Source organism: Polaribacter staleyi (genome assembly GCF_038024045.1).
GTDB classification, from domain to species: Bacteria; Bacteroidota; Bacteroidia; order Flavobacteriales; family Flavobacteriaceae; genus Polaribacter; species Polaribacter butkevichii.
On the sequence record NZ_CP150665.1, the window covers coordinates 4,280,624 to 4,305,020 of the forward strand.

Sequence of the window (24,397 nt, forward strand, 5' to 3'; positions counted from 1 at the left end):
AAGTGTAATTTTTATCAAGATATATTAATTTTTAAAGCCTTTAATACCTTATAAGTTTAAAGACCAGTTTCATTAAAGGAATGGTTATTTTGATTAAATGAATATCTTTACGCTCTTAATTAAATTGAAATTAAAATGCAGCAAAAAGTCTCTAAATCTTGGCAACCTATTTTACAACCTGAGTTTGAAAAAGAATATTTTAAAGAATTAACAGCTTTTGTTACTTCAGAATATAAAGAATATCAATGTTTTCCTAAAGAAGATGATATTTTTGCAGCTTTTAATTTTTGTTCTTTTGATGCGTTAAAGGTGGTAATTATTGGGCAAGATCCATATCATGATGAAGGACAAGCAAATGGTTTGTGTTTTTCTGTAAAAGATGATGTAAAACAACCTCCGTCTTTAAAAAATATATTTAAAGAAATTGCAACAGATTTAAACCAAGAGATTCCACAAAGTGGCAATTTAGAAAAATGGGCTAAACAAGGTGTATTGCTATTAAATGCAACTTTAACCGTAAGAGCCCATGAAGCCGGTAGTCATCAGAAAAAAGGGTGGGAAACTTTTACAGATGCAGTTATTAAATCAATTTCTGAAGAAAAAGAAAACGTAGTTTTTTTACTTTGGGGAAAATTTGCAGAAAGTAAAACAAAATTAATAAACACAAAAAAGCATACCGTGTTTACAGCTCCTCATCCATCTCCATTAGGTGCTTGGAGAGGTTGGTTTGGCAGTAAACATTTTTCTAAAACAAATAAGGTTTTAAAAAACTTAAAAATAGCTAAGATAGAATGGTAGGGAAAGCAGGTTGCGTATAGTACGGAGATAATATTGCTTCTAAAATATCTTCGGTAATATCTGGATAATCTACAGCAATAATAGTATCACTCTGAATCCATTTTGCAATTTTTTTAAGTTGTTTTCTGTTTAATTTTTTAACTACTGCAACCCCCATTTCTTTTAAAGCAATAGCATTACATTGTTGTTCATATTGATTTTTCATAGGTATTACCATTAATTTTTTCTTAAGATATAAGGCTTCAGAAGGAGTTTCAAACCCTGCACCACAAAGAACTCCTGCAGACGAAGCCATGCTTTCTATAAAATCGAATTCGTTAATGGGATAAATGGTCATATTTTTTTTAAAGATTAAACTTTTAGCTTCTTTAGAGAATATATGCCATTTTATAATGGGTATTTTAGATAAAACTTTTACAATTTTATCAATATTATAAGACGGTAAGTAAACCGTAATATGACCTTTGTTACTTGTTTTTTTAGTTCTAATTTTTTTTCTGATGATAGGAGCAAAAATAGCAGAACTATAGTTTTTAAAATGAAAACCAAATCGAACGCTAGAAGGAGCGTAGTGCTTTAAAATATATTTTTCAAACTTATATTTTCCGTATTTAGGAGATGCCGCATCTAACACAGCGTTTTGATGACTTAAAGAAACAATAGGTATGTTATTTAATTTTGCAGCCCAAGCAGAAACAGGTTCAAAATCGTTTATAATTAAATCGTACTCCTGTATTGGTAAGTTTTTGATTTCTTTATAAAAACGAGATAATTTCATCTTTTTAAAACTAGCCCAAAAGTCTATACCGCCTTTTTTACCAAATGTAAAATTTAAGCCTTTTAGTTTGTATTTTATTTCGAAACCTAATTCTAAATTATTTTCGTTACCACTCACTAAAATGTCTAAATCTCCTTTCTGTTGTAAAATAGGTATAATTTCTTTGGCTCTAGTTAAATGTCCATTTCCGGTTCCTTGAATTGCATATAATATTCGCATACGTATTATTTTAGGGGTTTTTCAATATCAAATTCTTTTAACAACTCTTCAAAAAGAAAGTTGTTTTTTTCTTCTTTGTATTTGGCTTTTAACTCTTCTTTACTCAGCTTTTTATCGCTGTTTTTAGCAATTTCATCAGAAGCGTATTCGTATAAAGTCCATTGTTTGTTTTTATATTCTAAAGCTGTTAAATTTTCTATCCAATCTCCAGAATTTAAATAAGTAGTTTTTCCTTTCTGATTTTCAATTTCTCTAATTTCTGGTTGATGAATATGTCCGCAGATTACATAATCATACTCGTTATCAATGGCAATGTCCGAAGCTGTTTTTTCAAAATCATTGATAAATTTTACGGCACTTTTTACACTGTTTTTTATTTTTTTAGAAAGCGATAATTTGCCATATCCCAACAGATGGCTAATCCAATTAATAAAGGTGTTTATTAAAATCAACACATCGTATCCTTTACCACCTAATTTAGCAAGCCATTTAGAGTGTTGCATGGTAATATCAAACACATCTCCATGAAATATCCATGCTTTTTTATCATCAATATTTAAAACAAGTTTGTTTAAAATTTTAAAGTTTCCTAACCTAAAACCCTTAAACTTTCGCAACATTTCATCATGATTTCCTGTAATGTAGTAGATCTCTGTTCCTTTAGATAAAAGAGAGGTAATGTGTTTAATAACATTCATGTGAGATTTCGGAAAATAACGTTTGTTAAATTGCCAAATGTCTATAATATCGCCATTTAGAATTAGAACTTTAGGTTGAATTGTTTTTAAGTAATTTAATAATTCTTTTGCTCTACAACCATAAGTACCTAAATGCACATCAGAAATTATAACATAATCTAATTTACGTTTTTTTTGCTTTTTCATTTTTATAAATTAAGTAAGAAAAAGAATTGTTTTTTGTGTAAAAGAGTTTTTTACACAAGGTTTAGAAGAAAGAGATATCTTAATTCTATTAGGTAAACAATGGTCTTAATTCTATGTTCTTTCAAACATAAAAAAGGAATGTGTTGTAAACGTAAAATAAAAATGAAAAAAAAGTAAGGTAAGCTTTATTTAAAAGTTTACTAAAAGTTATCTTACTATTAAGAGAATAAGGTGGTTAGCGGATAAAAAAAATCCGCTGTAAAAGCGGATTCATTGAATTTGGAATTAAGAAACAAGCCGATTTAAATTAAATCTGCCTGCTTTAATGTTGTTTGAATAGTTGTTGTATTGTCTGCTAAACCACAATGTTTAGAAGTGCTTCTACAAGAAGAAAAACAAATGCTTCCTAAAATACAAACTGCAATAAATACTACTTTTTTCATAAATAATGGATTTTCGTGTTAAATGTACATATTTTTTATGAAACTGCTAGAATTTTTCTTCTCATCAATAACGTTAAACTGTACCATTTTATTTTGAGTGCGTGTAATTATGTTTTTGGTAATTGGTTTTCCAGCATTCCATTCTGTAATTTTTAACCATTCTTGTATGTCTTCTAGTTGTTGCTCGTATCTTTCGGCTAAAATTTTATCAATATTTTTAGTCTTTTTAAAGTCTTTTGTTTCATTATTAATAATGTCTAAAACTTTTTTAACTTCGTTAAAATTGTTTTCTAAAACTTCGTTTCTAACAGCAATAACAAAACAAGGCCAAGGAGTAGGGCAGTCGGCAATTCTTCTAAAAGTACCGTTGTCTACCAATGGTTTTGTTGTAAAATGTTCCCACATAAAATAATCGGCTTCTCCGTTAGTTAAAGCATCAATTCCACCTTGTAAATTACCAATAACTTTAAATTTTAACTTAGAAATATCCCAACCTTGGTTGTAGGCATTTACAATGGCCATTAAATGAGATCCAGAGCCAAAGCGACTAATAGCAATGGTTGCGTGTTCTAAATCTTTACTGTTTTTAAAAGTTGATTTTGCACCTACATGAATACCCCAAATTAATGGTGATTGTACAAAAGTTTGTACAATTTTAGAAGGATTGCCAGCAGCAATGTCTTTAATAATACCTTCTGTTAATACAATAGCAATATCTACCTCTCCGTTTCTTAAAGCTTTGCACATTGCGCCTGTACCGCCAGGGTAATCTTGCCAACGAAGATTAATGTTTTGCTTGTTGTATTCTTTATTTTTTAGGGTAGTATACCAAGGGTAATTAAAATGCTCAGGAACTCCACCAATTTTTAGATTGGTCATTTATTTAACTATTTTATCGAGTGTATATTCTATTAAATTGGCAATCACTTTACCCGGGTTTTTACTAAAAGTACCGTTGGCTCTATTGGCTATAATTGCGTTGATAGAACAAGCTTTATGACCTAATAATTTAGACAAACCATATATGGCAGAAGTTTCCATTTCTAAATTGGTAATTCTATGTTCATTAAAATTAAAACTATCAATTTTATGGTTTAAGTTATGGTCTTGTAAAGCCAAACGTAAAATTCTTCCTTGAGGGCCGTAAAAACCACCTGCAGTAGCCGTTATACCTAGATGTGTTTTTTCTGATTTTAATTTATTGGCTAACTCTTTATTGTTTTCTATTACAATAGGATATGATTTTTTAGCACTCCAATTGGTATGTTTTACAAAGGCATCTTCTATAGCAGGATTAGAAATTGTTTCAATTTGATAAGAGTGCAGCATACCGTTTAAATCTAAACCATGAGAACCAATAACAAAAGAATCTACAGGAATATCTGCTTGTAAAGAACCCGAAGTTCCTATTCTTACAATGGTTAAAGAAGTTAAATTTTCTTTAGGTTTTCTTGTTTCTAAATCAATATTAACAAGTGCATCTAGTTCATTTAAAACGATATCTATATTATCTGGTCCAATACCTGTTGATATAACAGAAAGACGCTTGTTTTTATAGGTACCTGTGGTGGTTTTAAATTCTCTTTTTTGAGTTGTAGACTCAATAGAATCAAAATGTTTAGAGATTTTATCAACTCTATCTTGATCGCCAACAAAAATAATAGTGTTGGCAATATGTTCTGGTCTTAAATTAAGATGATAAACACTACCATCGGGATTTAAGATAAGTTCAGATTGTTTTATAGACATTTAAGATGTAATTTGTAATAGTTTTTCTGATTGATTATTGAATAGAAAACTATATTTTTTTGCTCCACCAAGATACAAATTTTCATTACGAAGTTCACCATAAAAATTTAATTGGTTTTCTAGTACTTTTTTTCCCTTTCGTGATAATTTTACGGGGTTAAAAGAGGTAAACAATTTATGGAGTTGTTCTATGTGATGGTCGTATTGTATATCTCCAAACCCGTACGTTGTTTGTGTTTCTATTAATTGATGTACCAGTTGTTTTTTTGAAGAAAATTGATGCGTATTTGCTGTTTCTAGAATGGTGTTTTCTAGTTGGTTTAACCCGTTTTTTATAGAAGGGAATCTTAATAAATGTGCGGCTAAAGCGTCTGCTAAATGCGTAAAAGGAGACATTGGGTTGTATTTATAAACGGTCTCTAATCTTAAAGGACTGTCTGAGCAATACAATTGCCAAATGTAATCGGCATACTCAATATCATCTTGTGTTAAACTGACTCTGTTTTTATAGTGTTGCTGAACTTGATTTTGGGTAAGTTCAGATAAACTTTTTGGTTTCTTTGTTCCTTTTGGTTTATTGTTGGTAACTAGAGAAATGGCATATCCTTTTCTGTAAACTTTTAACCAACTAATTACCGCAATCATGTTAATTTGACAAAATAAATCATGGTCAAACCATAAAACGATTTCTTTGGTTTCTTTTTTCTTACAAAGGTTTCTGTATTCTTTTAACGTGTAGTTAATAAACTTTTGTTTACTTACTTTGTAAGAAGATTTTAAGAATTCGAACCTGTGTTTCCAAAAGGTTTCACTTCCTATATCTGTTGTTGTTTTGCCTTCGCATAACATTTCTCTCCAAGTAATAAAGTCTCCAGAAAAATGAAGTTGTTTAAGGTAGTTTGTAGTACTATCTCCGTTTGTAATATGTAGTGTTAAGGAGTTCATAATCTAAGTATTAACGTTTGTTTTGTTTTTTTATTGTGGGTGATAAAAAAAATTAACCACCAACACGTTTTACTTTAAATCCTTTTTCTTTTAATAGGGTCATTATTCGGTCTCTGTAGTCTCCCTGAATAATAATTTTATCATCTTTAAAACTACCACCAACAGATAATTTTGTTTTAATTTCTTTGGCAAGTTTTTTAAAATCTGATGTTGCGCCTGTGTAGCCTTCTAAAATAGTGATGGGTTTTCCTTTTCGTTTTTCGTATTTACAAATAATTGGGTCTTCTTGTAGCCAAATATCTGATTTTTCTTTTACTGGTTCTACGGTTTCCTGATGTTCTGGAAATAAGTTTTTTAATTGATCTTTTAAATCCATTTTTTTAGTATTCAGTTCTCAGTTTTTAGGCTGTTACTTTAATTTACTGTCTTTTTTTTATTCTATTTGTTGGCAAACAAGTTTAGCCCAGATTGAAATGGCATCCTTTTTGTTTTTTCAACAAAAAGATATAATGTAAAGCTGGAAATAGCTTCTAATAAAAACAGTTTACAGTTGCAGTTTTTAGTTAATTAAGTACTGTAAATTGCAACTGAAGACTGCTTATTTATTTTTTAAGACCTAATTCTCTTAAACGTTCGTCTAAAAATTCTCCTGCCGTAATATCATCAAATTGTTTGGGATTCTTTTCATCGATACAATTTTCTAAAACATCTAATTTCATGTCTGATATTGGATGCATAAAAAATGGAATTGAATAACGAGAGGTACCCCACATTTCTTTGGTCGGATTTACGACTCTGTGAATGGTAGATTTTAGTTTGTTATTACTGTGACGAGACAACATATCTCCTACATTTATCATAATTTCGTCTGGTTCTGCCATGGCATCAATCCAGTCTCCATTGTGGTTTTGCACTTGCAATCCTTTTCCTTGTGCTCCCATTAATAAAGTAATTAAATTAATGTCGCCATGCGCTGCTGCTCTTTCTGCTCCTTTAGGTTCTGTTTGTATTGGCGGATAATGAATTGGGCGTAGAATACTATTTCCGTTTTTAATATAATTATCAAAATACGTTTCTTCTAAACCTAAATGTAATGCTAAAGAACGCAACACGTATTTGGCTGTTTTTTCTAACATTTGATAGGTTTTTTTACCTACTTCGTTAAATTTAGGGAGCTCTTTTACAATTACATTTTCTGGATATTCGTTTGCGTATTTAGAGTCTTTATCTACATATTGACCAAAATGCCAAAATTCTTTTAAATCTCCCTCTTTTTTACCTTTTGCAGATTCTTTACCAAAAGAAACGTAACCACGTTGTCCTCCAATTCCTGGAATTTCGTATTTTTCTTTTGTTTCTACAGGTAAATCAAAAAAGTTTTTTATTTCTGTATATAAGCTTTCTACTAATTTATCATCTAAAAAATGACCTTTTAAGGCCACAAAACCTATGTTTTCGTAAGCATGACCAATTTCATCTATAAATTGTTGTTTTTTGCTTTTATCAGATGATAAAAAATCTGCTAAATTTACACTTGGTATTTTATTCATGCTATTTTGTTTTAAAAATTGGGACGATAAAGTTAGTAAAAATTCAATAAAAGGGAATTCTTATTTCTTTTTAAATGGAATTAGGTAGGTAAGTGTGTAGTTAAAACCAAAACCTGTGCTGCTTTCAAAGATTCTATTAAATCCAGGAGAATACAATGTTTTAAAGTTGTCGGGTTCTTTTACACTCATTAAAACTTTGTAAGATCCACTAAAAGAGATAAAGAAATTTTTAAAAGTTTCTACTTTTAAACCTATTACAAATTCAGACCAATGTGCGTTTAAACCAGTAGTTGTAACCGGTGTAGTAATTTGGTTTGCCGGAAAATATACTGAATTTACATTTGGTGTATAGCTATTTAATGTTTGATCGAAAAAGCTAAATCCATAACGATATCCTAAAAATAATTCGTTATTCATGTCTAACCAATTTTTGTAAGCATTGTAGTTAAAACCTAGTTTTATATAGCTTCCTTTAGCAGTAGAGTTTGTGTAATCTTCTGCTGTTGTTTCTTCTTCATAACCTACCTCTGCAGCAATATATAAGTTTTTTTTAATTCTGTAATCACCAACAATTTCTAACCCACTATACGTACTATTAAATTGTGCTAAGATAGGTTTGCTAATATCTATACCCAATCTTAAACCGTAATTGGTTTTGTATACAATTGAGTCTGTTTTGGCGTTTATAAGCGTATCTTTTTTTTGTTCTTGAGAAAACCCACTAACAAAAACAAAAAGAAAACAGATGTTAATGAAATATTTGTACATGTGCTGTATTTTGATTGTCTATGGTGGTTAGTGTTTCTGGTGTAAAATTTTTAATCCAATTTGTGTTATCTGAATCGAAAGAAACATCATTAAAGATAACTTGATACCCACAAGATCTAGAAACGTATTTTTCTTCTGGAGTATATTTAATGGTAAATGTGGTGAACTGATTGTCTGCTTTTGCACCATCTTCATTATTTATTTTTAAATGATAAATAGTTTCAGATGTTAATGAATTTAAAGGAATGGCAATACTATCTGTACTTACACTTGTGTAATCAGCTATGGTATCTTTTCCTTCTGCCCAAACAGATAAAAATCTTGCTTTTTTTAGTGTTTCTTTGCTTGTATCATTATAAAAACGCAATACTAAATTAGGTGTTATTGGGTTTTTTAAGCAAAAATCATCTTTTTCACAAGAGGTAATTATTAGTATAACGAAACTTAGAATCAGAAATATTTTTCTCATATTAATCTTCAACTTCTACAATTTTATTGATGGCTTTTGCTAACTTAAAATCTAATTTTGTTACACCTTCTGCATCATGTGTAGTTAATTTAATATCTAAGGTATTGTAATTGTTTGTCCATTCTGGATGATGGTTTAAAGCTTCACACTCAAAAGCAATTCTATTCATGGCCGACATACAATCTTTAAAGTTGTCAAACTCAAAATCGGTGTGCAATGCATCATCATAATAATCCCAATCTTGTAGTTTTTCTAATTTTCTATTAATTTCGAAATCTGTAAGTTTTTTCATATCGGTGTTTTAGGTGCTAAAATAGTTTCATTTTCAGAGATAAAGCCTACTTTTTTAGAAATTATGATTCGATTTAACATTTGTAAGGCAAATTTTACTTTTTGAAATATAAAATATAAAAAAAACTGCATACAATTAAACTTTTGCCGTAATAGTAGGTCTAAACATGTAATTGCACTAATTTAACATCAGTGGTATTTTAATGTATTTATACTAATTGATGTTTATCAACAACCAAAAATAAACAAAAATGAGAATTTTAATACCTGTTTTAGTACTACTTTTTTCAACTTCTAGTTATTTTGGGCAACAACAATCTCCTAACATATTGTTAATCATTGCAGATGATATGGGTATTGATGCTATTCCTGGATTTGGTATAAATGATGATTTACCTGTTACACCAACATTAGATTCTTTTAGAGAAAAAGGACTTGCTTTTACCAATTGTTGGGCAACTCCACAATGTACATCAACGCGTGCAGCAATAATGAGTGGTAAATTTGGAGTTAAAACGGGAGTTACAAAGCCTCCTTTAATTTTAGATACAAGTCATACGTCATTATTTACAAAGATAAAAGAACAAAGTACAACAGATTATGCCATGGCATTAATTGGCAAATGGCATATTGGTGGTAATGATGTTAGTAATTACAGTCACCCAAAAGATTCTGGAATACCTTATTACGAAGGGCTTTTTACAAGCCAGGTTTCTGATTATTATAATTGGACAAAAGTAAACTCTGAAGGAAATGAAGAGCAAGTAACAGAATATGTAACAACACATTTAACCAATAGCGCAATTTCTTGGATAGACAATCAAACAAAACCTTGGTTTTTATGGTTAGCTCATGTTGCTCCACATGTGCCTTTTCAAGAGCCTCCAACAGGAACTTACACCACAACACCTACAGATAGCAGATCTACTTATTTATCTATGATTGAGTCTATGGATTATGAAATAGATAGGCTAATAAAAAGCATGGATGCAGAAACTTTAGAAAATACTGTAATTATTTTTATTGGTGATAATGGTACGCCTGGTCAGGCAAATAGTTATTGGCCATCAGGACATGCAAAGGCTTCTATATATGAAGGAGGAATTCGTGTACCTATGATTATTACTGGTAAATCTGTAGAAAGAGTAAATGAAGTAGAAACAAGTTTGGTGCAAGCTACCGATTTACATGCTACCATTTTAGAGTTAGCTGGAGTGCAATTATTAGGAGGTACAGAAAATAGTTTAAGTTTAAAACCGACGTTAAAATTTGAAAACCAAGTTTCAAAAAAAATAAATTATGCAGATTATGAAAATGGAGGTGTTCAATATTGGGCAACAAGAAACGATACGTATAAATTAATTGAAGATGATAACGGTAACGAAGAGTTTTATAATATTGTTACAGATATTAAAGAAGAAACCAATTTAATAGGCAGTTTAACTACAGCGCAAGAAACTATTAAAACGATGTTGCAGCAAGAAGCTCAAATTATTAGAAATGATTGGTCTTGTAGCGACGGAATTAAAAATGGAACAGAAACCACCATTGATGATTGTAATAATACCTGCGGAACTACAGATGTTTTAAGTTATGATAATATAGATTGTTGTGGCACACCATCTAGCCCAAGTGTTTATTACGAATTTGTAGAACAAAACGAAAGAGTTGTTTATTCTAACAATTACCCAAACCATAATTTTTGTTTTGTTGCAGACAGAACGCCAGAGCCTTATTACAGGGTTTACAGGTTCGATTTAAAACCTAAATTATCAGAACAAGTTACTAGTATTTCTAGAACAAACGGCAGACCTGTTAACTTTTTTGGGATTGCTTTAAATGGCGTTTATATGATGCCTGCACCAGCTACACCTTTTATTTTTGAAGATGTAAATACAGGAGAATACAATTGGGATTGGGTTTTTGAACCTACAACAAATATTGGAGATGGAAGAGATTTTGTTGGTTTAGATTGCGCTTCTGCTCATGTAAATCCTAATTCGGGTTATCATTATCATGGAAATATGTTTGAGTATGTAGAAGAATTAGATCCGGGAATTTCTACATTAGATTCGCCACCCACAGAAGTTTTACAAGTAGGTTGGGCTTCAGATGGGTTTCCTATTTTATATCGTTTTGGTCCGGATAAAGAAGGGAATATTAAAGAAATGTTTCCGAGTTTTCAATTAAAAAGTGGTTTACGACCAGGAGACGGGCTTAGTGCTCCTTGTGGTCCGTATTCTGGAAAATACACGAATGATTTTGGTTACGTAGCAGGTAAAGGAGATTTAGACGAATGTAACGGAATTGAAGCGTCAGTGACTTTAACAACTGCCCAAGGTGAAGAAACTTTTGAATATTACTATGTGGTAACGCAAGATTTTCCTCAGATTTCTAGATGTATGAAAGGAAATTTTAACGATAGTTTTATTAGTAGTTCTTCTGCTTTAAATGACGTGGATGCAGATGGCGATGGTTTTGTAAAAGCGTATGATTGTGATGATACCAACCCAAATATAAATCCGTTTGCAACAGACGGTCCTACAACAAGTTTCGATGAAAGTTGTGGTACTACTTTAGGTACAAAAGAGCTCGCTTTAAAAGATTTAGGATATTATATCAACTCAAACCCTAATAATGGTAATTTTGCTATCATATCTACCAATTCAGAATCGTTTCAAGCTAAATTGTTTTCCATAAATGGAAAGTTAATTCAAGACAAAAGGGGGATAGGTGTTTTAGAAATAAATAACATAACAGGTGCCGGAGTTTATGTTTTGAGTATTCTAAAAGAAGGAAAACTATTAGGAACTTCTAAAATTATTGTAAAATGAGAATTTTAATAATAATCTGTTTTGCTTTCTTAAACATTAATATGACAAATGATGTGCACGAATCTATTTCGGCTACATTTAATGTGATAAAAAGAGGACACGTTTTAATGCTGGAAATTGAGTTTGATGAAGAAAACTTTATCAAGTTTGGTGAATCTAGTAGTTTACATGTCTCTAAAGATGATTTTGGTAACTATTTAAACAAAACTACAAGTTGGGAGTTTGATGGTGAAAAGTTAATACCCCAAATTTTAGATATACAATCAGGAGAACATCATACAAAAGTAATCTGTTTCTTATCTAAAAATCCAGATCATATAAAGTCAGTTACCATAAAAAATGAATTTTTATTGAATGTAGCATCGCACTCTAACATTGTTCAATTAGACATTAACAATACGTTTAAAGACTTTAGATTGCATAAAGGAAGAAGAGAAATAAAAGTAGGTTATAATTAAAATAATAGACTTAATTAGAGTAGGGAATAAGTGTTGGTTTTTATTTAGGTTTTAAATGTTTTGGCATATCTCTACTGCCATGTAAAACCCTAATAATTATTAATTTATTGATGTCTATTTTATAAAAAAACAAGATGTTTTTGAATAGGGAAACTATACAGATTTTCTTTAATATCGTTTCTTAATCTACCTAATTTTGGTTGTTTACATAACTTAAAAAATAAGTATTCAATGTTTGATAAATATAGTATGGCTTGTTATTGATTATGGCTTTTTTCTGTATCATCAAAAATAGCTTCTAAATCTGCATCAGCTTCATTAGTTAACTCATAATTTTTGATAATAACCATGCTATTTATTGCGTTTAGAGGCTATAATATCCTTAACCGAACGTTTGCTTATTCCGCTTTCAAACCCTTTTTCAATTTCGGTTCTTAAGTCATTTATAACTTTATTTCTATAAATTGTATGAAGACGTAAAGCATCTCTAATAACTTCGCTATTATTTTGATATTCGCCAGATTTTACTTGAGTAGATATGTATTCTTCTTGCTGTTTTGTAAAACTAATATTCATAATTTCATTAATTTAAAGACATAAAAATGCAAATTGTATCCATATTGAGCAAATATGGATATAATTATTCAGGAAGTAACTATTTTTATTTCTCAAATAAAACCACAGTTTCTATATGGCTCGTATGAGGAAATTGATCTACCAAACTAATTTTTTTAATTTGATAACCAGCTTCCGCTAATAATTCTGTATCTCTAGCTTGCGTTGCAGGATTACAAGAAACATACACCATTCTGTCTGCATTTAAGTTGATGATTTTCTGCAATGTTTTAGGCGCAATTCCTGCTCTAGCAGGATCTAAAATAATAGTTTTAATTTTATCTTTAAACTCAGGATGAGCAATTAAAAACTTACCAACATCGGCAGCATAAAATTGTAAGCCCTCAATATTATTTCTTTTGGCATTTTTCTTTGCATCTTCAATCGCAGAAGCAACAATATCTACACCAACAATTTTTGCGTTTTCACTTTTAGAAGCCACAATCTGACCGATTGTTCCTGTTCCGCAGAATAAATCCATTACAACTGTATTGTCTACTTTCGTTTTATCTTCTAAAACATATTCAACAACTTTGTTATATAATTTTTCGGCACATTTTGGGTTGGTTTGAAAAAAGCTTTTCATGCTAATTTCAAAGTTTAAACCTAATAATTCTTCTACAACTTTATCTTTACCATATACCAAATCTAAACTACCAGCAGTTGCAATAGTTCTATCACCAGTTTCATCATTAATTGTATGTAATAATCCAGCTAATCTTTCGCCAAAAATATTTTTTAAAAATTCTGCAAAAGCTTGTAGGTCGAACTTCGATAACTCAGGAGAAGTGGTTACTAAATTACAAAGTAATTCGTCTGTTTTAAAAGATTTTCTTACTACAAAATATCTAAAGAAACCTGTCTTTTTTGGTCCGTGCCAAGGTTCTAAACCAGTATCTATACAATATTGACGAATGTTTTTTAGATTGTCTTCTAGTTGTTTATCAAACAAACCAGAGTCTTTTTCTAAATTATCTCCCATCCACCAAACACCACGTCTTTTAAAACCAAGTGTAAACTCGTCTTTATCTCTTTTGGCAACTCTATCGTAACCAATTGCAGAGAATCCATATTCCATTTTATTTCTGTAATGAAATACATTTGGTGAGGTAACAAATTCATCAAAAAGATCTTCAATATTTTCTACTTTTCCTATTTTTTTAAATAAAGTTAAAGTACTTTCTTTTTTATATTGATGTTGTAAATCAATTGGTAATTGAATATAAGGTGCACCAGGAATGTCTTGAAAAGGTACTTCCACTTCATCTTCAGATGGTACTAAAACATCAATTAGTTTCGCTTCTGCATAGTTCTTGCTAGACTTACTTATTTGTGCTTTTACCAATTGACCAGGTAAGGTATTGGGTACAAAAATCACAAAACTACCGTCTTCAGATTTTATTCTTGCAATTCCTTTTCCGCCAAAAGCGTAATCTTCAATTTTTAATTCTAAAACTTGATTCTTCTTTACAAATTTATTTCGTTCTCTACGTGGCATTCTTAATTGTTTATGGTTGCAAAATTAGGGAAAATATAGTTTGATGAAACAAAAAAGGCCACTCATTTGAGTAGCCTTTTTATAAATGTAAGATTCTATTTAGTTTCCAGCTTCTTTTTTAGCTGCTTCAATCATTTGTTCGTTCGCTACAATAGCAAATTCTACACGTCTGTTTTTATTTCTTCCTTCTGCAGTATCATTTGTTGCAATAGGGTCATTAACACCTAAACCTTTGGTTTCAATTCTTCCATTATTTAAGCCTTTTGTTGTTAAAAAGTCTTTTACAGAGCTTGCTCTTTTTGCAGATAAAGTTTGGTTATATTCAACTCTACCAGTGCTATCTGTATAACCATAAATAACAATATTAGTATTTTCGTAACTATTAAAAATAGGAACTAACTTTTCTAAATTTGCTTTTGCAGTTGCAGACAAGGTTGCTTTATTTGTATCAAATCTAACCGCATTTTCACCTAAAGTTAACATAATTCCTTCACCAACTCTTTCTACTTCTGCACCAGGTAAAGCTTCTTCTATTTCTCTAGCTTGTTTGTCCATTTTATTACCGATAACTCCACCAGCAACACCACCAATAACACCACCTAATACAGCTCCTAATTCAGAGTTTTTACCGTTACCTACATTATTACCAATTACAGCACCTAAAATAGCACCTGCTGCAGTACCAATACCAGCACCTTTTTGCGTATTATTTGCATTTTTAACAGCTTCACAAGAGGTAAGTGTACCAAAAGATATAAGTAATACTGCTAAACTATAAATTATTGTTTTTTTCATCGTTTTTCTTATTGATTAGTTTGTTGAAATGTATAAGTAATGTTTTTTTCTTGCCCTGCAACGTTAATTTTATCTACTAAATCAAAACTTGTAGGAGTTAAATTTGTCAGTTTTAAAACAAAACCATTGTTAACTTCTTTTGCTTTGTAATCATTAATAATTTTTAAAACAAAATTTCCTTCTTTATTTACGTACCAAGTTATAGGAGAACTAAATTCTTTACAAGAAGTACTTGGACTATTTAGTGTCATTTCTCCTTTATTGTTATTCGAGATAAAGCTCCAGTTACTACCAATTAAACATTTTGAGTCCGCTAAATTAAAAGAAGTTACTTTTAAATAATCTGATCCTGGATAGTTTACTGCTGTAATTGTAAAATTTCCTTTTAAACTACGTTCGGTTTTATTGTCTAATTTAGTATTGACTGTTGATGTAGATTTACACCCAATCATTGCTGCTAATAATAAGACAATACATAAAATTTTTTTCATAAATAATATAAATTAGTTTTTGTAAAGTTAAGAATACTTGTTGGCATTTTCTTTTTTAATATGCTATAGTTTATAAGACACATTTACTTGTAAATAGTCACTATTTTTTAAGTAAATGTTCATTAATAATACTTATTAAAAAATCTAAAAAAAAATAAAAGCGTTGCTACTTTTTACAGAGGCAACGCTTTAAAAAATTAAGGGGTTTTTTATTATTTAATACTCATAATGTATTCAGAAATGTCTTTTAAATCTTCAATTTCCATAGGTTTTGTAATACTAAGACTTGCCTGCATAATTGCTGTTTGTCCTGATTCAGTTTCTACAATAGGTTTTGCTTTACCTTGTAAAAAGAACACAATGCTTGCTTTTTTTGCTTTGTATTTAGCCGCAATGTCTTTTAAAGAAGGTCCTACAACTTTTACTTTTTCTTGATGGCAAGCACTACATGTTTTGCTAGCAAATAGTTTTTTTCCGTTTTCTAAAGAAGACTTTGTATAAAGTATTGTTTCTTTCTCGGTTTTTAAGGTAAAACTAGATAAAACAAAACAGAGAGTTACAAGGGGTAATACAATTTTTTTCATTGTGAATTTAAATTTAAAAACGATAGTAAAAATAATTAGATGTTTTTTCTTTTATTATGATAAAAGTCAGGTTAAAATATTTCATTACTTTTGTTAAACTTCGGGGATGATTTCTTTCCCACGCTGAATTTTCAGTTTTCACTGAAAGGATAAAGGTAGAACAGGAATGGTTATTTAATTATAAACATTTAAAACGAAAAAAAAATGACTGTTTTAGACAAACTGACTTCGAAAGAAGCAATCGAATTAGAAGACAAATATGGTGCACACAACTATCATCCACTTCCTGTGGTTTTAAGTAGAGGTGAAGGTGTTTATGTTTGGGATGCAGAAGGAAAAAGATATTATGATTTTTTATCAGCATATTCTGCTGTAAATCAAGGTCATTGTCATCCTAAAATTGTGGATGCTATGGTAAATCAGGCAAAAACATTAACCTTAACTTCTAGAGCATTTTATAATGATGTGTTAGGGAAATATGAAAAATTTGCAACAGAGCTTTTTGGTTTTGATAAATTATTACCAATGAATACTGGTGCAGAGGCTGTAGAAACGGCTTTAAAAATTGCCAGAAAATGGGCGTATGAAGTAAAAGGTATTAAAGAAAATAAGGCAGAAATTGTGGTTTGTGAAAATAATTTTCATGGAAGAACAACTACAATTATTTCTTTTTCTAATGATCCAGTTGCAAGAAGAAATTTTGGACCATATACCAAAGGGTTTCTGAAAATTGAATATGATAATTTACAAGAATTACAAGAGGTTTTAGAAAGTAGTAATAATATTGCAGCATTTTTAGTAGAACCTATACAAGGTGAAGCAGGTGTTTATGTACCGTCTGAAGGTTATTTAGCAGCTGCTAAAAAAATGTGTGAAGATTACAATGTACTTTTTATTGCTGATGAGGTACAAACAGGAATTGCTAGAACAGGTAAAATGTTAGCCGTAGATCATGAAAACGTGCAACCAGATATTTTAATTTTGGGTAAAGCATTAAGTGGTGGGGCGTATCCTGTTTCTGCTGTTTTGGCAAATAATAGCATCATGGATGTTATTCAACCAGGAAACCATGGTTCTACTTTTGGAGGAAACCCAATTGCTGCTGCTGTGGCTATTGCTGCTTTAGAGGTAGTTGCCGATGAAAAATTAGCAGATAATGCAGAGGCTTTAGGACTTGTTTTTAGAGCAGAATTGTCCGCTTTTGCAAAAGAAAACGATTTGGTAAAATCTGTAAGAGGTAAAGGTTTGTTAAATGCTGTTTTAATTAACGATACAGAAGATAGTTCTACTGCTTGGGATATTTGTATAAAATTGCGTGACAATGGTTTATTAGCAAAACCTACGCATGGTAATATTATTCGTTTTGCACCACCTTTGGTGATGAATAAAGAGCAGTTAATGGATTGTATTGCTATTATTAAAAAAACTATTTCTGATTTTAAAAAGTAAAACAATGTTTGTTTTTTTGCAAAAGTAAAAAGACCGAGTTAATCAATATTTAGTCACGAATGCACAAAGTTATAATTGTGAATTCGTGGCTTCTTTTTTTTGTTTATTTTTGAACAAACGAAACCATACAACTTAAATTATGATAAACAATCCTATTACACAATTAGAGCAATTAACAATAACAAGTGCATCTAAAAGCTTTTTAAGAGAAACCGCTAAATGGGCTAAGTTTTTATCAATTATTGGTTTTATATTAATTGGATTGATGTTGATTTTTGCCATTTTTGCGACTACTATTTTTGAATTAGCTGCTCAAATGCAACCAAATATACCCAAAGGTTTAGGGTTAACTATGACTATTACTTACTTGGTTTTATCAGTTATTTACTTTTTTCCGGTGTATTATTTATTACAATTTTCTATAAAGATGAAAAAAGCATTGGCTACAAAAAGTGATGAAACTTTAGCAAAAGCTTTAGAAATGCTAAAATCGCATTATAAATTTATTGGTGTCTTTACAATTATAACCTTATCCTTATATGCTTTATTATTTGTAGTTGCTGCCTTGGGTGCAATTTAATAAGTAAATTAATTATATAAAAAAAGGGAAGCATACTGCTTCCCTTTTTTTATGAACTTAAATCTGTAAAATTATTCTTCTTTTTTAGTAGTTTTCTTTTTTCCGAAAAGGCCACCTAAAACATCCTTTACTTTATCGGTAACTTTGTCTTTTGCATCTTCTTGGTTGGTGGTGTCTTTTTTAGAATCAATACCAATTAAGTTTTTTAATTTGTCTTTTCCTTGATCTAACAAAGCATTTTTTTGTTTTTCTACTAAGTCTTTTACTAAGTTTGCTGTGGCATCTTTAATGTTTGATGAAAAACTAGGGCTTCCAAAACTACCTGTTAAGGTTCCTTTTACAGGCACACTTTTAATGCTGGCAGCATCTTTAGCTGTTAATTTTGCAATTAAATTAGTTACATCAGCACCTAAATATTTTACAGGAACATCAAAAACAATATCGTAATCCATTGTTTGATCAAAACCATGTTTACCAGATACTTGCATGCCAATATCTTGGTAATTAAGTTTAATAGGTTTTACCGTTACTTGTCCGTCTTTAAAAGAAAATAACCCTGTTGCTTCGTGTAAATTTAATTTGCTAATATCTAAAAAGTTTACTTTTTCACTTAAGGTAGTTAACATCTTAGAATTACTCGCCTTTAATTTGGTATCTAATAATTGTCCTAATAAATCACCCGAAATGGTTTTTAAATTAGGCGTCATATCTTCATTTAAGTTCCCAGAAACGGTAATAGTAGAGTTCATTTTACCTTCAATAGTTTTAGCTATTGGAGCAATGGATTTTAACATATCTAACGCACCAAAAGATTCGCCAATATTTAATTTAGAAAGGTTTAAATCCATTTTAAAACTAGCCTTTTTTCCTTTGGTAGAAACATTTCCATTCATAGCAATGTTTCCTCCAAATACATCAGATTTTAGGTTTTTTAAATCCACCGTTTCATCATGAATGTAAAGATCACCAGAAATGTTTGTTAGGTTTATATTATCATAAGCCACTTTTTTAGCATTTGCAGTAAACTTAACATCTAAAAAAGCAGGAATTTTTAAAGAAGAAGTACTTGTTTCTTGCGTTGTTGTCGTTTCATCAGCATCAATAAAATCGGCTACTTTAAGGTTATTAGAGCTTAAAAGAAAGTTTCCTTTTAAAACTTCATTTTTAAATATAAATCCATAGAAATTATCTAGGTTTCCATTTATCGATAAATCGGATGTTCCTGATTTTGCTTCAAACTCATTAAGTTTAATGGCGTTGGTGTTAAAAGTAACTTTGGTTTTGTTGATAAAAAAAGGATTTGCAACATCTGTACCATCATATTTAAAACCAGTTACTGTAATTTCTCCAGCGTTTTTAATGTTTTGATAGTTGGCTTTTTCTACAGAATTCATGTCAAAATTTGTAGAAATATCTGCTTTTAAAATTCCTGCTAATTCTTTTTGAATAGGAGCAGGGTATACTTTACCAATATTCGCTAAATTAATAGTTCCTTTAGCAGCTATATTAATTCTTGGGTTTGTGGTAAGGCTTTTTAAGTTTCCATTGGCAGCAAAAACATCTTCATCAATTTTAAAGTTGAATTTATCAATACTTACATAAGTGTCTTTTACAAGACCTGTTTTGTTAATTATTTTGGTGTCTATGTTTATGTTTGTAACCGATTTTGGTAATTCGGCATATTTAAACAATGCGTTTTTAGAACTAATTTCTATATCAAAAGCCGGAATTGTGTTGTCTGATAAAGTTCCTTTTACAACACCATTAACTTCAAAATTACCTTCTGTTTTAATCGACTCTAAATTACCTGCATATTGTTTTGGCAATAAGGCCAAAGCGTTTTTAAAAGAAGATGTTGGTGTTTTAAATTTTAGGTCATACAGTTGATTTCCATCCACTAGTTGAATAAAACCATCGAATTCTAAAGGTAATTGATTAATGTATCCTGTATTTTCTTTAAAAGTATATTTACTATTCTTTAAGTCGATACCAAGTACTGCGTCTAAAGAAATTTTTACTTTATTTAGGTAATTAGTATTATCTAAATCAAAAGAAACAAAACCAGTAGTTTTGGTGTCTAAATTAAAAATATCTTCTGCAAAATTTCCTTCACCAGTATGGTAAATACTATCTATACTTAATTTAGTATTGGTGCTTCTATCAAGATAATTAAAATTGATATCTTCTAGTTCATACCCATCAATATTTAAAGAAAAAGAACTCTCATCACTAGAAGTAGTGGTTTCTTCTGTAGCTTTAGCAATATCAAAATTACCATTACCTTCTTTGTCAAAAATGATATTGATGTTTCCTTCTTTAGAAGCAATGCTTTTAATTGCAAGTGTTTCATCAGACTTTTTAAAAAGTTCTGTAATATTTAAAGCTAAACTTAATTCTTTTGCATTAAACAACGTATCGCCAACAAAAGGAGCCTTGTTAGCAACCGCTAAATCATTAACGGTTAAACTTACCGAAGGGAAATTTTTAAGAATACTTAAGTCTGCTTCTTTAAAAGTTACGTTAGCATTAATATTATTGTTAATGGTGTTGGTAACCATTACTACAATTTTATCTTTAAACAAAAAAGGAATTGAAATTACGGCTATAATAAGCAGCAACGCAACAATAGAAACCCATTTTAGAATTCTTTTTCCTATTGATTTTTTCTTTTTTTCGGTATTTGTCATTTTTTTCTACTTGATTAAGTGTCAACTGCAAAAGTACAATTTAGGCACTTGGGTTTATGTTTATAGAACGTTAAATATATAAGTATCGTACATAAAAAAATACTGTAACTCTTAGTAAGAATTACAGTATTTATGAGCTTATTTTTTTTAGGTAATTTACTGCCCAAATATTTCATTTACTCTTTGTTCTAACAAAATAGGGTCTTGCAAAGCATCTAACCCAATCTTGTAAAAGAACCATACCATAACTAAGATAAAAATAGTGTTTAAAATAATACCAATAAGGCCTGTTATTTTACCAGCAGTAGCATTGCCTACACTGTTGTATTCTTCTGGGTTTTGTTTGTATAGATTGGTTGCTTTGTTTCCTAAAATAAAAGCGATAATACCTAAAGGTAATCCAATAATTCCGTAACAAATACAAGTTACTAAAGATAAAATACCAAGTACTAAAGAAGTGGTTGCGTTGGGTAAATTTTGTTTTTCCATTTTGTTTTTTAAAGTGCAAATATAGGTTTCATTTTAATACCATAACTAATTACAATAATTAGAAGGTTTATAATAGCAAAAGAAATAATTATTTTTTTACTGTTTTTAAATTTTCGTCTATTATTAATCAATAAGAAAATTCCGAATAAAATTAGAGTATAAACAGCAGGATACATTTTAAAAGCATTGGCAAACTCACCTTTTATAAGTAACACAATAGCTCTTTGAATTCCACATCCTAAACAATCGATACCAAAGAGCGATTTGTTTAAACACGGTAGTAAATAATCATTTATTGTTAAAAACATAGCTATTATTTAAACATATCCATTCCTGGAATGTTTGGCATACCGCTTTTTGCAGCAACAGCCATTTCTGCTTCGTTAATTTTGGTGGCTTTTTCAATTGCTTTGTTTAAAGCAATAATTAAGTAGTCTTCTAATTCTTCTGCATCAGAAAGTAAAGCATCATCAATAGAAATAGATTTTATTTCTCTATTGGCAGTTAGGGTTATTTTTAGTTTTCCGTCTGCAGCAACTTCATCTACTAAAACAGAGTTTAATCTTGTTTTTGTTTCTTCTACTTTTTGCTGTGTTTCTTTCAGCTTATTCATCATTCCAGATAGGTCTCCAAACATTGTTTTTCTTGATTATAATTTAGTTCGCTACAAATTTAGTATTTTTATAAGAATTTAAATCTCCCAAAAATGAGAAAAATTGTTATTCCTTTCGTTATTTTAAGTCTTACATTTGCAACCGCTTGTAAAAATGAGACCATGAAAAGTACAGATGCAAAAACTCCAGTAGCAGAAAAACAACCTACTAAGTTAGAAAAACACGGAGATGTTAGAATAGATAATTATTTTTGGATGCGTTTATCTGATGAACAAAAAAATGCAATAGAAAAAGATGCTCATACTCAAAAAGTAGTAGATTATTTAGAGGAAGAAAATACCTATTACAAAGAAGTAACAGCTTATACCAAACCTTTTCAAGAAGCTCTATTCGAAGAAATGAAAGGTAGAATAAAAGAAGATGATTCTTCTGTGCCTTATAAAGACAACGGTTATTTTTATATTACTCGTTATGAAATAGGAAACCAATATCCAATTTATAGCCGTAAAAAAGAAAATTTAGAAGCGGAAGAAGAAGTGCTTTTTAATGTAAACGAAATGGCAAAAGATTTCGATTACTATCAATTAGGCGGTTTAAATGTTTCTTCGGATAATAAATTGATGGTTTTTGCCACCGATACGGTAAGTAGAAGACAGTATTTTTTAAGAATTAAAAACTTAGAAACAGGCAAAATTTATAAAGATATTATAGAAAATACTACAGGAGGTTCTGTTTGGGCAAATGATAATAAAACTATTTTTTACACAAAAAAAGATCCTGTAACTTTACGTAGTTCAAGTGTTTATAGACACGTGTTGGGGACGCCAACATCCGAAGATGTAGAGGTATTTCATGAGGAAGATGATACATTCGGTACGTATGTAACCAAGTCTAAATCAGATAAATATATTATTATTGGTTCTTATAATACGGTTTCTACAGAAGCACAGTATTTAGATGCAGATAATCCTACAGGAGCCTTTACAATGCTACAACCAAGAGAAAGAGATTTAGAATATAGTGTTGCACATTTTGGAGATTATTTTTACTTGTTAACAAATAAAGACAATGCAATCAACTTTAAGTTGATGAAAACACCAATAACAAATACAACAAAAGAAAATTGGGTAGATGTTATTCCGCATAGAGATGATACTTTATTAGAAGATTTTTCAATATTTAAAGATTATTTAGTTTTAGAAGAACGTACCAATGGTTTAAATAAAATACGTATTAAACGTTGGGATGAAACTGAAGATTACTATTTACCTTTTAACGAAGAAACGTATTCTGTAGGAGTGTATGCAAATCCAGATTTTGATACAGATGTTATACGTTATTCATATAATTCTTTTACAACACCTAGTTCTGTTATTGATTTTAATATGAAAGATCAATCTAAAGAAATAAAAAAAGAGCAAGAAGTTTTAGGAGGAAAGTTTAAAAAAGAAAATTATATCAGCAAACGTGTTTGGGCAACTACTAGAGATGGTAAAGAAGTAGCAATTTCTTTGGTGTATCATAAAGATACAGAGCTTAATAATACTACGCCTGTGTTACAATATGCATATGGTTCTTACGGATATACCATACCAGATAGTTTTTCGTCTACCCGTTTAAGTTTATTAGACAGAGGTTTTGTGTATGCATTAGCTCACATACGTGGAAGTGAGTATTTAGGAAGAGAATGGTATGAAGATGGTAAAATGTTAAACAAAAAAAATACGTTTAACGATTTTGTAGATTGTTCTCAATATTTAATAGATAATAACTACACTTGTTCAGAACATTTATATGCTATGGGTGGTTCTGCAGGAGGATTGTTAATGGGTGCTATTGTAAATATGAACCCAGAATTGTATAACGGAATTATTGCTTCTGTGCCTTTTGTTGATGTAGTTTCTACCATGTTAGATGATAGTATTCCTCTTACTACGGGAGAATATGATGAGTGGGGGAACCCTAATGATAAGGAATATTACGATTATATTAAATCGTATTCACCTTATGACCAAGTAACAGCAAAAGATTACCCAAATATTTTGGTAACTACTGGTTTTCATGATTCTCAAGTACAATACTGGGAGCCTGCAAAATGGGTTGCAAAATTACGAGAATTAAAAACAGATACTAATTTATTGTTATTAGAAACCAATATGGAGGCAGGTCACGGTGGTGCTTCTGGGCGTTTTGATGCTTTAAAAGAAACCGCTAAAATGTACACCTTCTTTTTGGCCTTAGAAGATAAATTAGATGTTAAAAAAAATTAAGTATTAAAAACAGTTTCAGTATTTAAGGATTAACCGTACTTTTGCCGCAAGAATCAAAGATAAAATAAATAACATTACAAGCGTAACGAAGCTATTTTTTTATAGCAACAAATAAAATCGTCACGTTATCTTGTAATGA

26 protein-coding genes are annotated in these 24,397 nt (G+C 30.1%); 6 read left to right on the forward strand and 20 right to left on the reverse strand.

Going from position 1 to position 24,397, the window contains the following annotated elements; all coding sequences use genetic code 11:
• Positions 1-135: 135 nt before the first annotated feature.
• Positions 136-798, forward strand: coding sequence for a uracil-DNA glycosylase (locus tag WHD07_RS17695; protein WP_105048073.1), 663 nt, complete (start codon positions 136-138; stop codon positions 796-798).
• Here WHD07_RS17695 and WHD07_RS17700 read toward each other — a convergent pair.
• The 11 genes from WHD07_RS17700 to WHD07_RS17750 all read right to left on the reverse strand — a co-directional run bounded on the left by WHD07_RS17700 (position 782) and on the right by WHD07_RS17750 (position 8,895).
• Entirely contained in the window at positions 782-1,795 is a 1,014-nt protein-coding gene (locus tag WHD07_RS17700) for a glycosyltransferase family protein (RefSeq protein ID WP_343329455.1), read from the reverse strand. The two genes, WHD07_RS17695 and WHD07_RS17700, sit on opposite strands and share 17 nt — an antisense overlap.
• Before the next feature lie 5 nt (positions 1,796-1,800).
• Positions 1,801-2,679, reverse strand: a complete 879-nt coding sequence (locus WHD07_RS17705; protein ID WP_105048075.1) for a UDP-2,3-diacylglucosamine diphosphatase — start codon at positions 2,677-2,679, stop codon at positions 1,801-1,803.
• A gap of 302 nt (positions 2,680-2,981) precedes the next feature.
• The gene (locus WHD07_RS17710) at positions 2,982-3,122 is read right to left on the reverse strand and encodes a hypothetical protein (RefSeq protein WP_170062861.1); all 141 of its coding nucleotides are present in this window, start codon (positions 3,120-3,122) and stop codon (positions 2,982-2,984) included.
• Positions 3,123-3,140: 18 nt separating this feature from the next.
• Positions 3,141-4,001, reverse strand: a complete 861-nt coding sequence (locus WHD07_RS17715) for a substrate-binding domain-containing protein (protein ID WP_105048076.1) — start codon at positions 3,999-4,001, stop codon at positions 3,141-3,143.
• The gene (locus WHD07_RS17720; RefSeq protein ID WP_343329456.1) at positions 4,002-4,871 is read right to left on the reverse strand and encodes a nucleoside phosphorylase; all 870 of its coding nucleotides are present in this window, start codon (positions 4,869-4,871) and stop codon (positions 4,002-4,004) included.
• A complete protein-coding gene (locus WHD07_RS17725) occupies positions 4,872-5,816 on the reverse strand; it encodes a DUF1835 domain-containing protein (RefSeq protein ID WP_343329457.1) in 945 nt (314 codons plus the stop codon).
• Between the two features lie 52 nt (positions 5,817-5,868).
• Complete coding sequence (locus WHD07_RS17730; protein ID WP_105048079.1) at positions 5,869-6,192, reverse strand: translation initiation factor; 324 nt, start codon at positions 6,190-6,192, stop codon at positions 5,869-5,871.
• Between the two features lie 226 nt (positions 6,193-6,418).
• Positions 6,419-7,366 (reverse strand): isopenicillin N synthase family dioxygenase, encoded by a 948-nt coding sequence (locus tag WHD07_RS17735; RefSeq protein WP_343329458.1) that lies wholly within the window; start codon positions 7,364-7,366, stop codon positions 6,419-6,421.
• Between the two features lie 60 nt (positions 7,367-7,426).
• Positions 7,427-8,134: a DUF6048 family protein gene (locus WHD07_RS17740; protein ID WP_343329459.1), complete on the reverse strand. Its 708-nt coding sequence runs from the start codon at positions 8,132-8,134 to the stop codon at positions 7,427-7,429.
• Complete coding sequence (locus tag WHD07_RS17745; RefSeq protein ID WP_343329460.1) at positions 8,115-8,603, reverse strand: DUF6452 family protein; 489 nt, start codon at positions 8,601-8,603, stop codon at positions 8,115-8,117. Before WHD07_RS17745 ends, WHD07_RS17740 begins: the two co-directional genes overlap by 20 nt.
• A 1-nt stretch (position 8,604) precedes the next feature.
• Positions 8,605-8,895: a 4a-hydroxytetrahydrobiopterin dehydratase gene (locus WHD07_RS17750; RefSeq protein WP_105048083.1), complete on the reverse strand. Its 291-nt coding sequence runs from the start codon at positions 8,893-8,895 to the stop codon at positions 8,605-8,607.
• A 250-nt stretch (positions 8,896-9,145) separates the two neighbouring features.
• Here WHD07_RS17750 and WHD07_RS17755 point away from each other — a divergent pair, with 250 nt between their 5' ends.
• Together WHD07_RS17755 and WHD07_RS17760 are read left to right on the forward strand one after the other, a co-directional pair.
• Positions 9,146-11,728: a sulfatase-like hydrolase/transferase gene (locus WHD07_RS17755; RefSeq protein ID WP_343329461.1), complete on the forward strand. Its 2,583-nt coding sequence runs from the start codon at positions 9,146-9,148 to the stop codon at positions 11,726-11,728.
• Positions 11,725-12,186 (forward strand): DUF6702 family protein, encoded by a 462-nt coding sequence (locus tag WHD07_RS17760; protein WP_343329462.1) that lies wholly within the window; start codon positions 11,725-11,727, stop codon positions 12,184-12,186. The genes WHD07_RS17755 and WHD07_RS17760 overlap by 4 nt, the downstream gene beginning before the upstream one ends.
• A 351-nt stretch (positions 12,187-12,537) precedes the next feature.
• Here the strand turns inward: WHD07_RS17760 and WHD07_RS17765 are convergent, their stop codons facing one another.
• The 5 genes from WHD07_RS17765 to WHD07_RS17785 form a co-directional block, all read right to left on the reverse strand.
• Positions 12,538-12,762, reverse strand: coding sequence for a type II toxin-antitoxin system ParD family antitoxin (locus WHD07_RS17765; RefSeq protein ID WP_343329463.1), 225 nt, complete (start codon positions 12,760-12,762; stop codon positions 12,538-12,540).
• 85 nt (positions 12,763-12,847) lie between these two features.
• Complete coding sequence (gene rlmD, locus WHD07_RS17770; protein ID WP_343329464.1) at positions 12,848-14,299, reverse strand: 23S rRNA (uracil(1939)-C(5))-methyltransferase RlmD; 1,452 nt, start codon at positions 14,297-14,299, stop codon at positions 12,848-12,850.
• A 99-nt stretch (positions 14,300-14,398) separates the two neighbouring features.
• Positions 14,399-15,094 carry an OmpA family protein gene (locus tag WHD07_RS17775; RefSeq protein WP_343329465.1) on the reverse strand — a complete coding sequence of 232 codons (696 nt, stop codon included), beginning with the start codon at positions 15,092-15,094 and terminating at the stop codon, positions 14,399-14,401.
• An 8-nt stretch (positions 15,095-15,102) separates the two neighbouring features.
• Complete coding sequence (locus WHD07_RS17780; RefSeq protein WP_343329466.1) at positions 15,103-15,585, reverse strand: hypothetical protein; 483 nt, start codon at positions 15,583-15,585, stop codon at positions 15,103-15,105.
• A 212-nt stretch (positions 15,586-15,797) separates the two neighbouring features.
• Positions 15,798-16,169 (reverse strand): c-type cytochrome, encoded by a 372-nt coding sequence (locus WHD07_RS17785; protein WP_343329467.1) that lies wholly within the window; start codon positions 16,167-16,169, stop codon positions 15,798-15,800.
• Between the two features lie 204 nt (positions 16,170-16,373).
• Between WHD07_RS17785 and rocD the strand changes: the two genes are divergently transcribed.
• Positions 16,374-17,618, forward strand: a complete 1,245-nt coding sequence (rocD, locus tag WHD07_RS17790; RefSeq protein ID WP_343329468.1) for an ornithine--oxo-acid transaminase — start codon at positions 16,374-16,376, stop codon at positions 17,616-17,618.
• A 139-nt stretch (positions 17,619-17,757) separates the two neighbouring features.
• Positions 17,758-18,198, forward strand: coding sequence for a hypothetical protein (locus WHD07_RS17795; protein WP_245893467.1), 441 nt, complete (start codon positions 17,758-17,760; stop codon positions 18,196-18,198).
• A 71-nt stretch (positions 18,199-18,269) separates the two neighbouring features.
• Here the strand turns inward: WHD07_RS17795 and WHD07_RS17800 are convergent, their stop codons facing one another.
• From WHD07_RS17800 to WHD07_RS17815, 4 genes are all read right to left on the reverse strand, one after another.
• Complete coding sequence (locus tag WHD07_RS17800) at positions 18,270-20,885, reverse strand: AsmA-like C-terminal region-containing protein (protein WP_343329469.1); 2,616 nt, start codon at positions 20,883-20,885, stop codon at positions 18,270-18,272.
• A gap of 156 nt (positions 20,886-21,041) precedes the next feature.
• On the reverse strand, positions 21,042-21,374 hold the full coding sequence (locus WHD07_RS17805; RefSeq protein WP_105048091.1) for a CCC motif membrane protein: 333 nt from the start codon (positions 21,372-21,374) through the stop codon (positions 21,042-21,044).
• A gap of 8 nt (positions 21,375-21,382) precedes the next feature.
• Entirely contained in the window at positions 21,383-21,682 is a 300-nt protein-coding gene (locus WHD07_RS17810; RefSeq protein WP_343329470.1) for a DUF2752 domain-containing protein, read from the reverse strand.
• 5 nt (positions 21,683-21,687) lie between these two features.
• Entirely contained in the window at positions 21,688-22,011 is a 324-nt protein-coding gene (locus WHD07_RS17815; RefSeq protein ID WP_343329471.1) for a YbaB/EbfC family nucleoid-associated protein, read from the reverse strand.
• 138 nt (positions 22,012-22,149) lie between these two features.
• Here WHD07_RS17815 and WHD07_RS17820 point away from each other — a divergent pair, with 138 nt between their 5' ends.
• On the forward strand, positions 22,150-24,258 hold the full coding sequence (locus tag WHD07_RS17820; protein ID WP_343331025.1) for a S9 family peptidase: 2,109 nt from the start codon (positions 22,150-22,152) through the stop codon (positions 24,256-24,258).
• Positions 24,259-24,397: the final 139 nt, after the last annotated feature.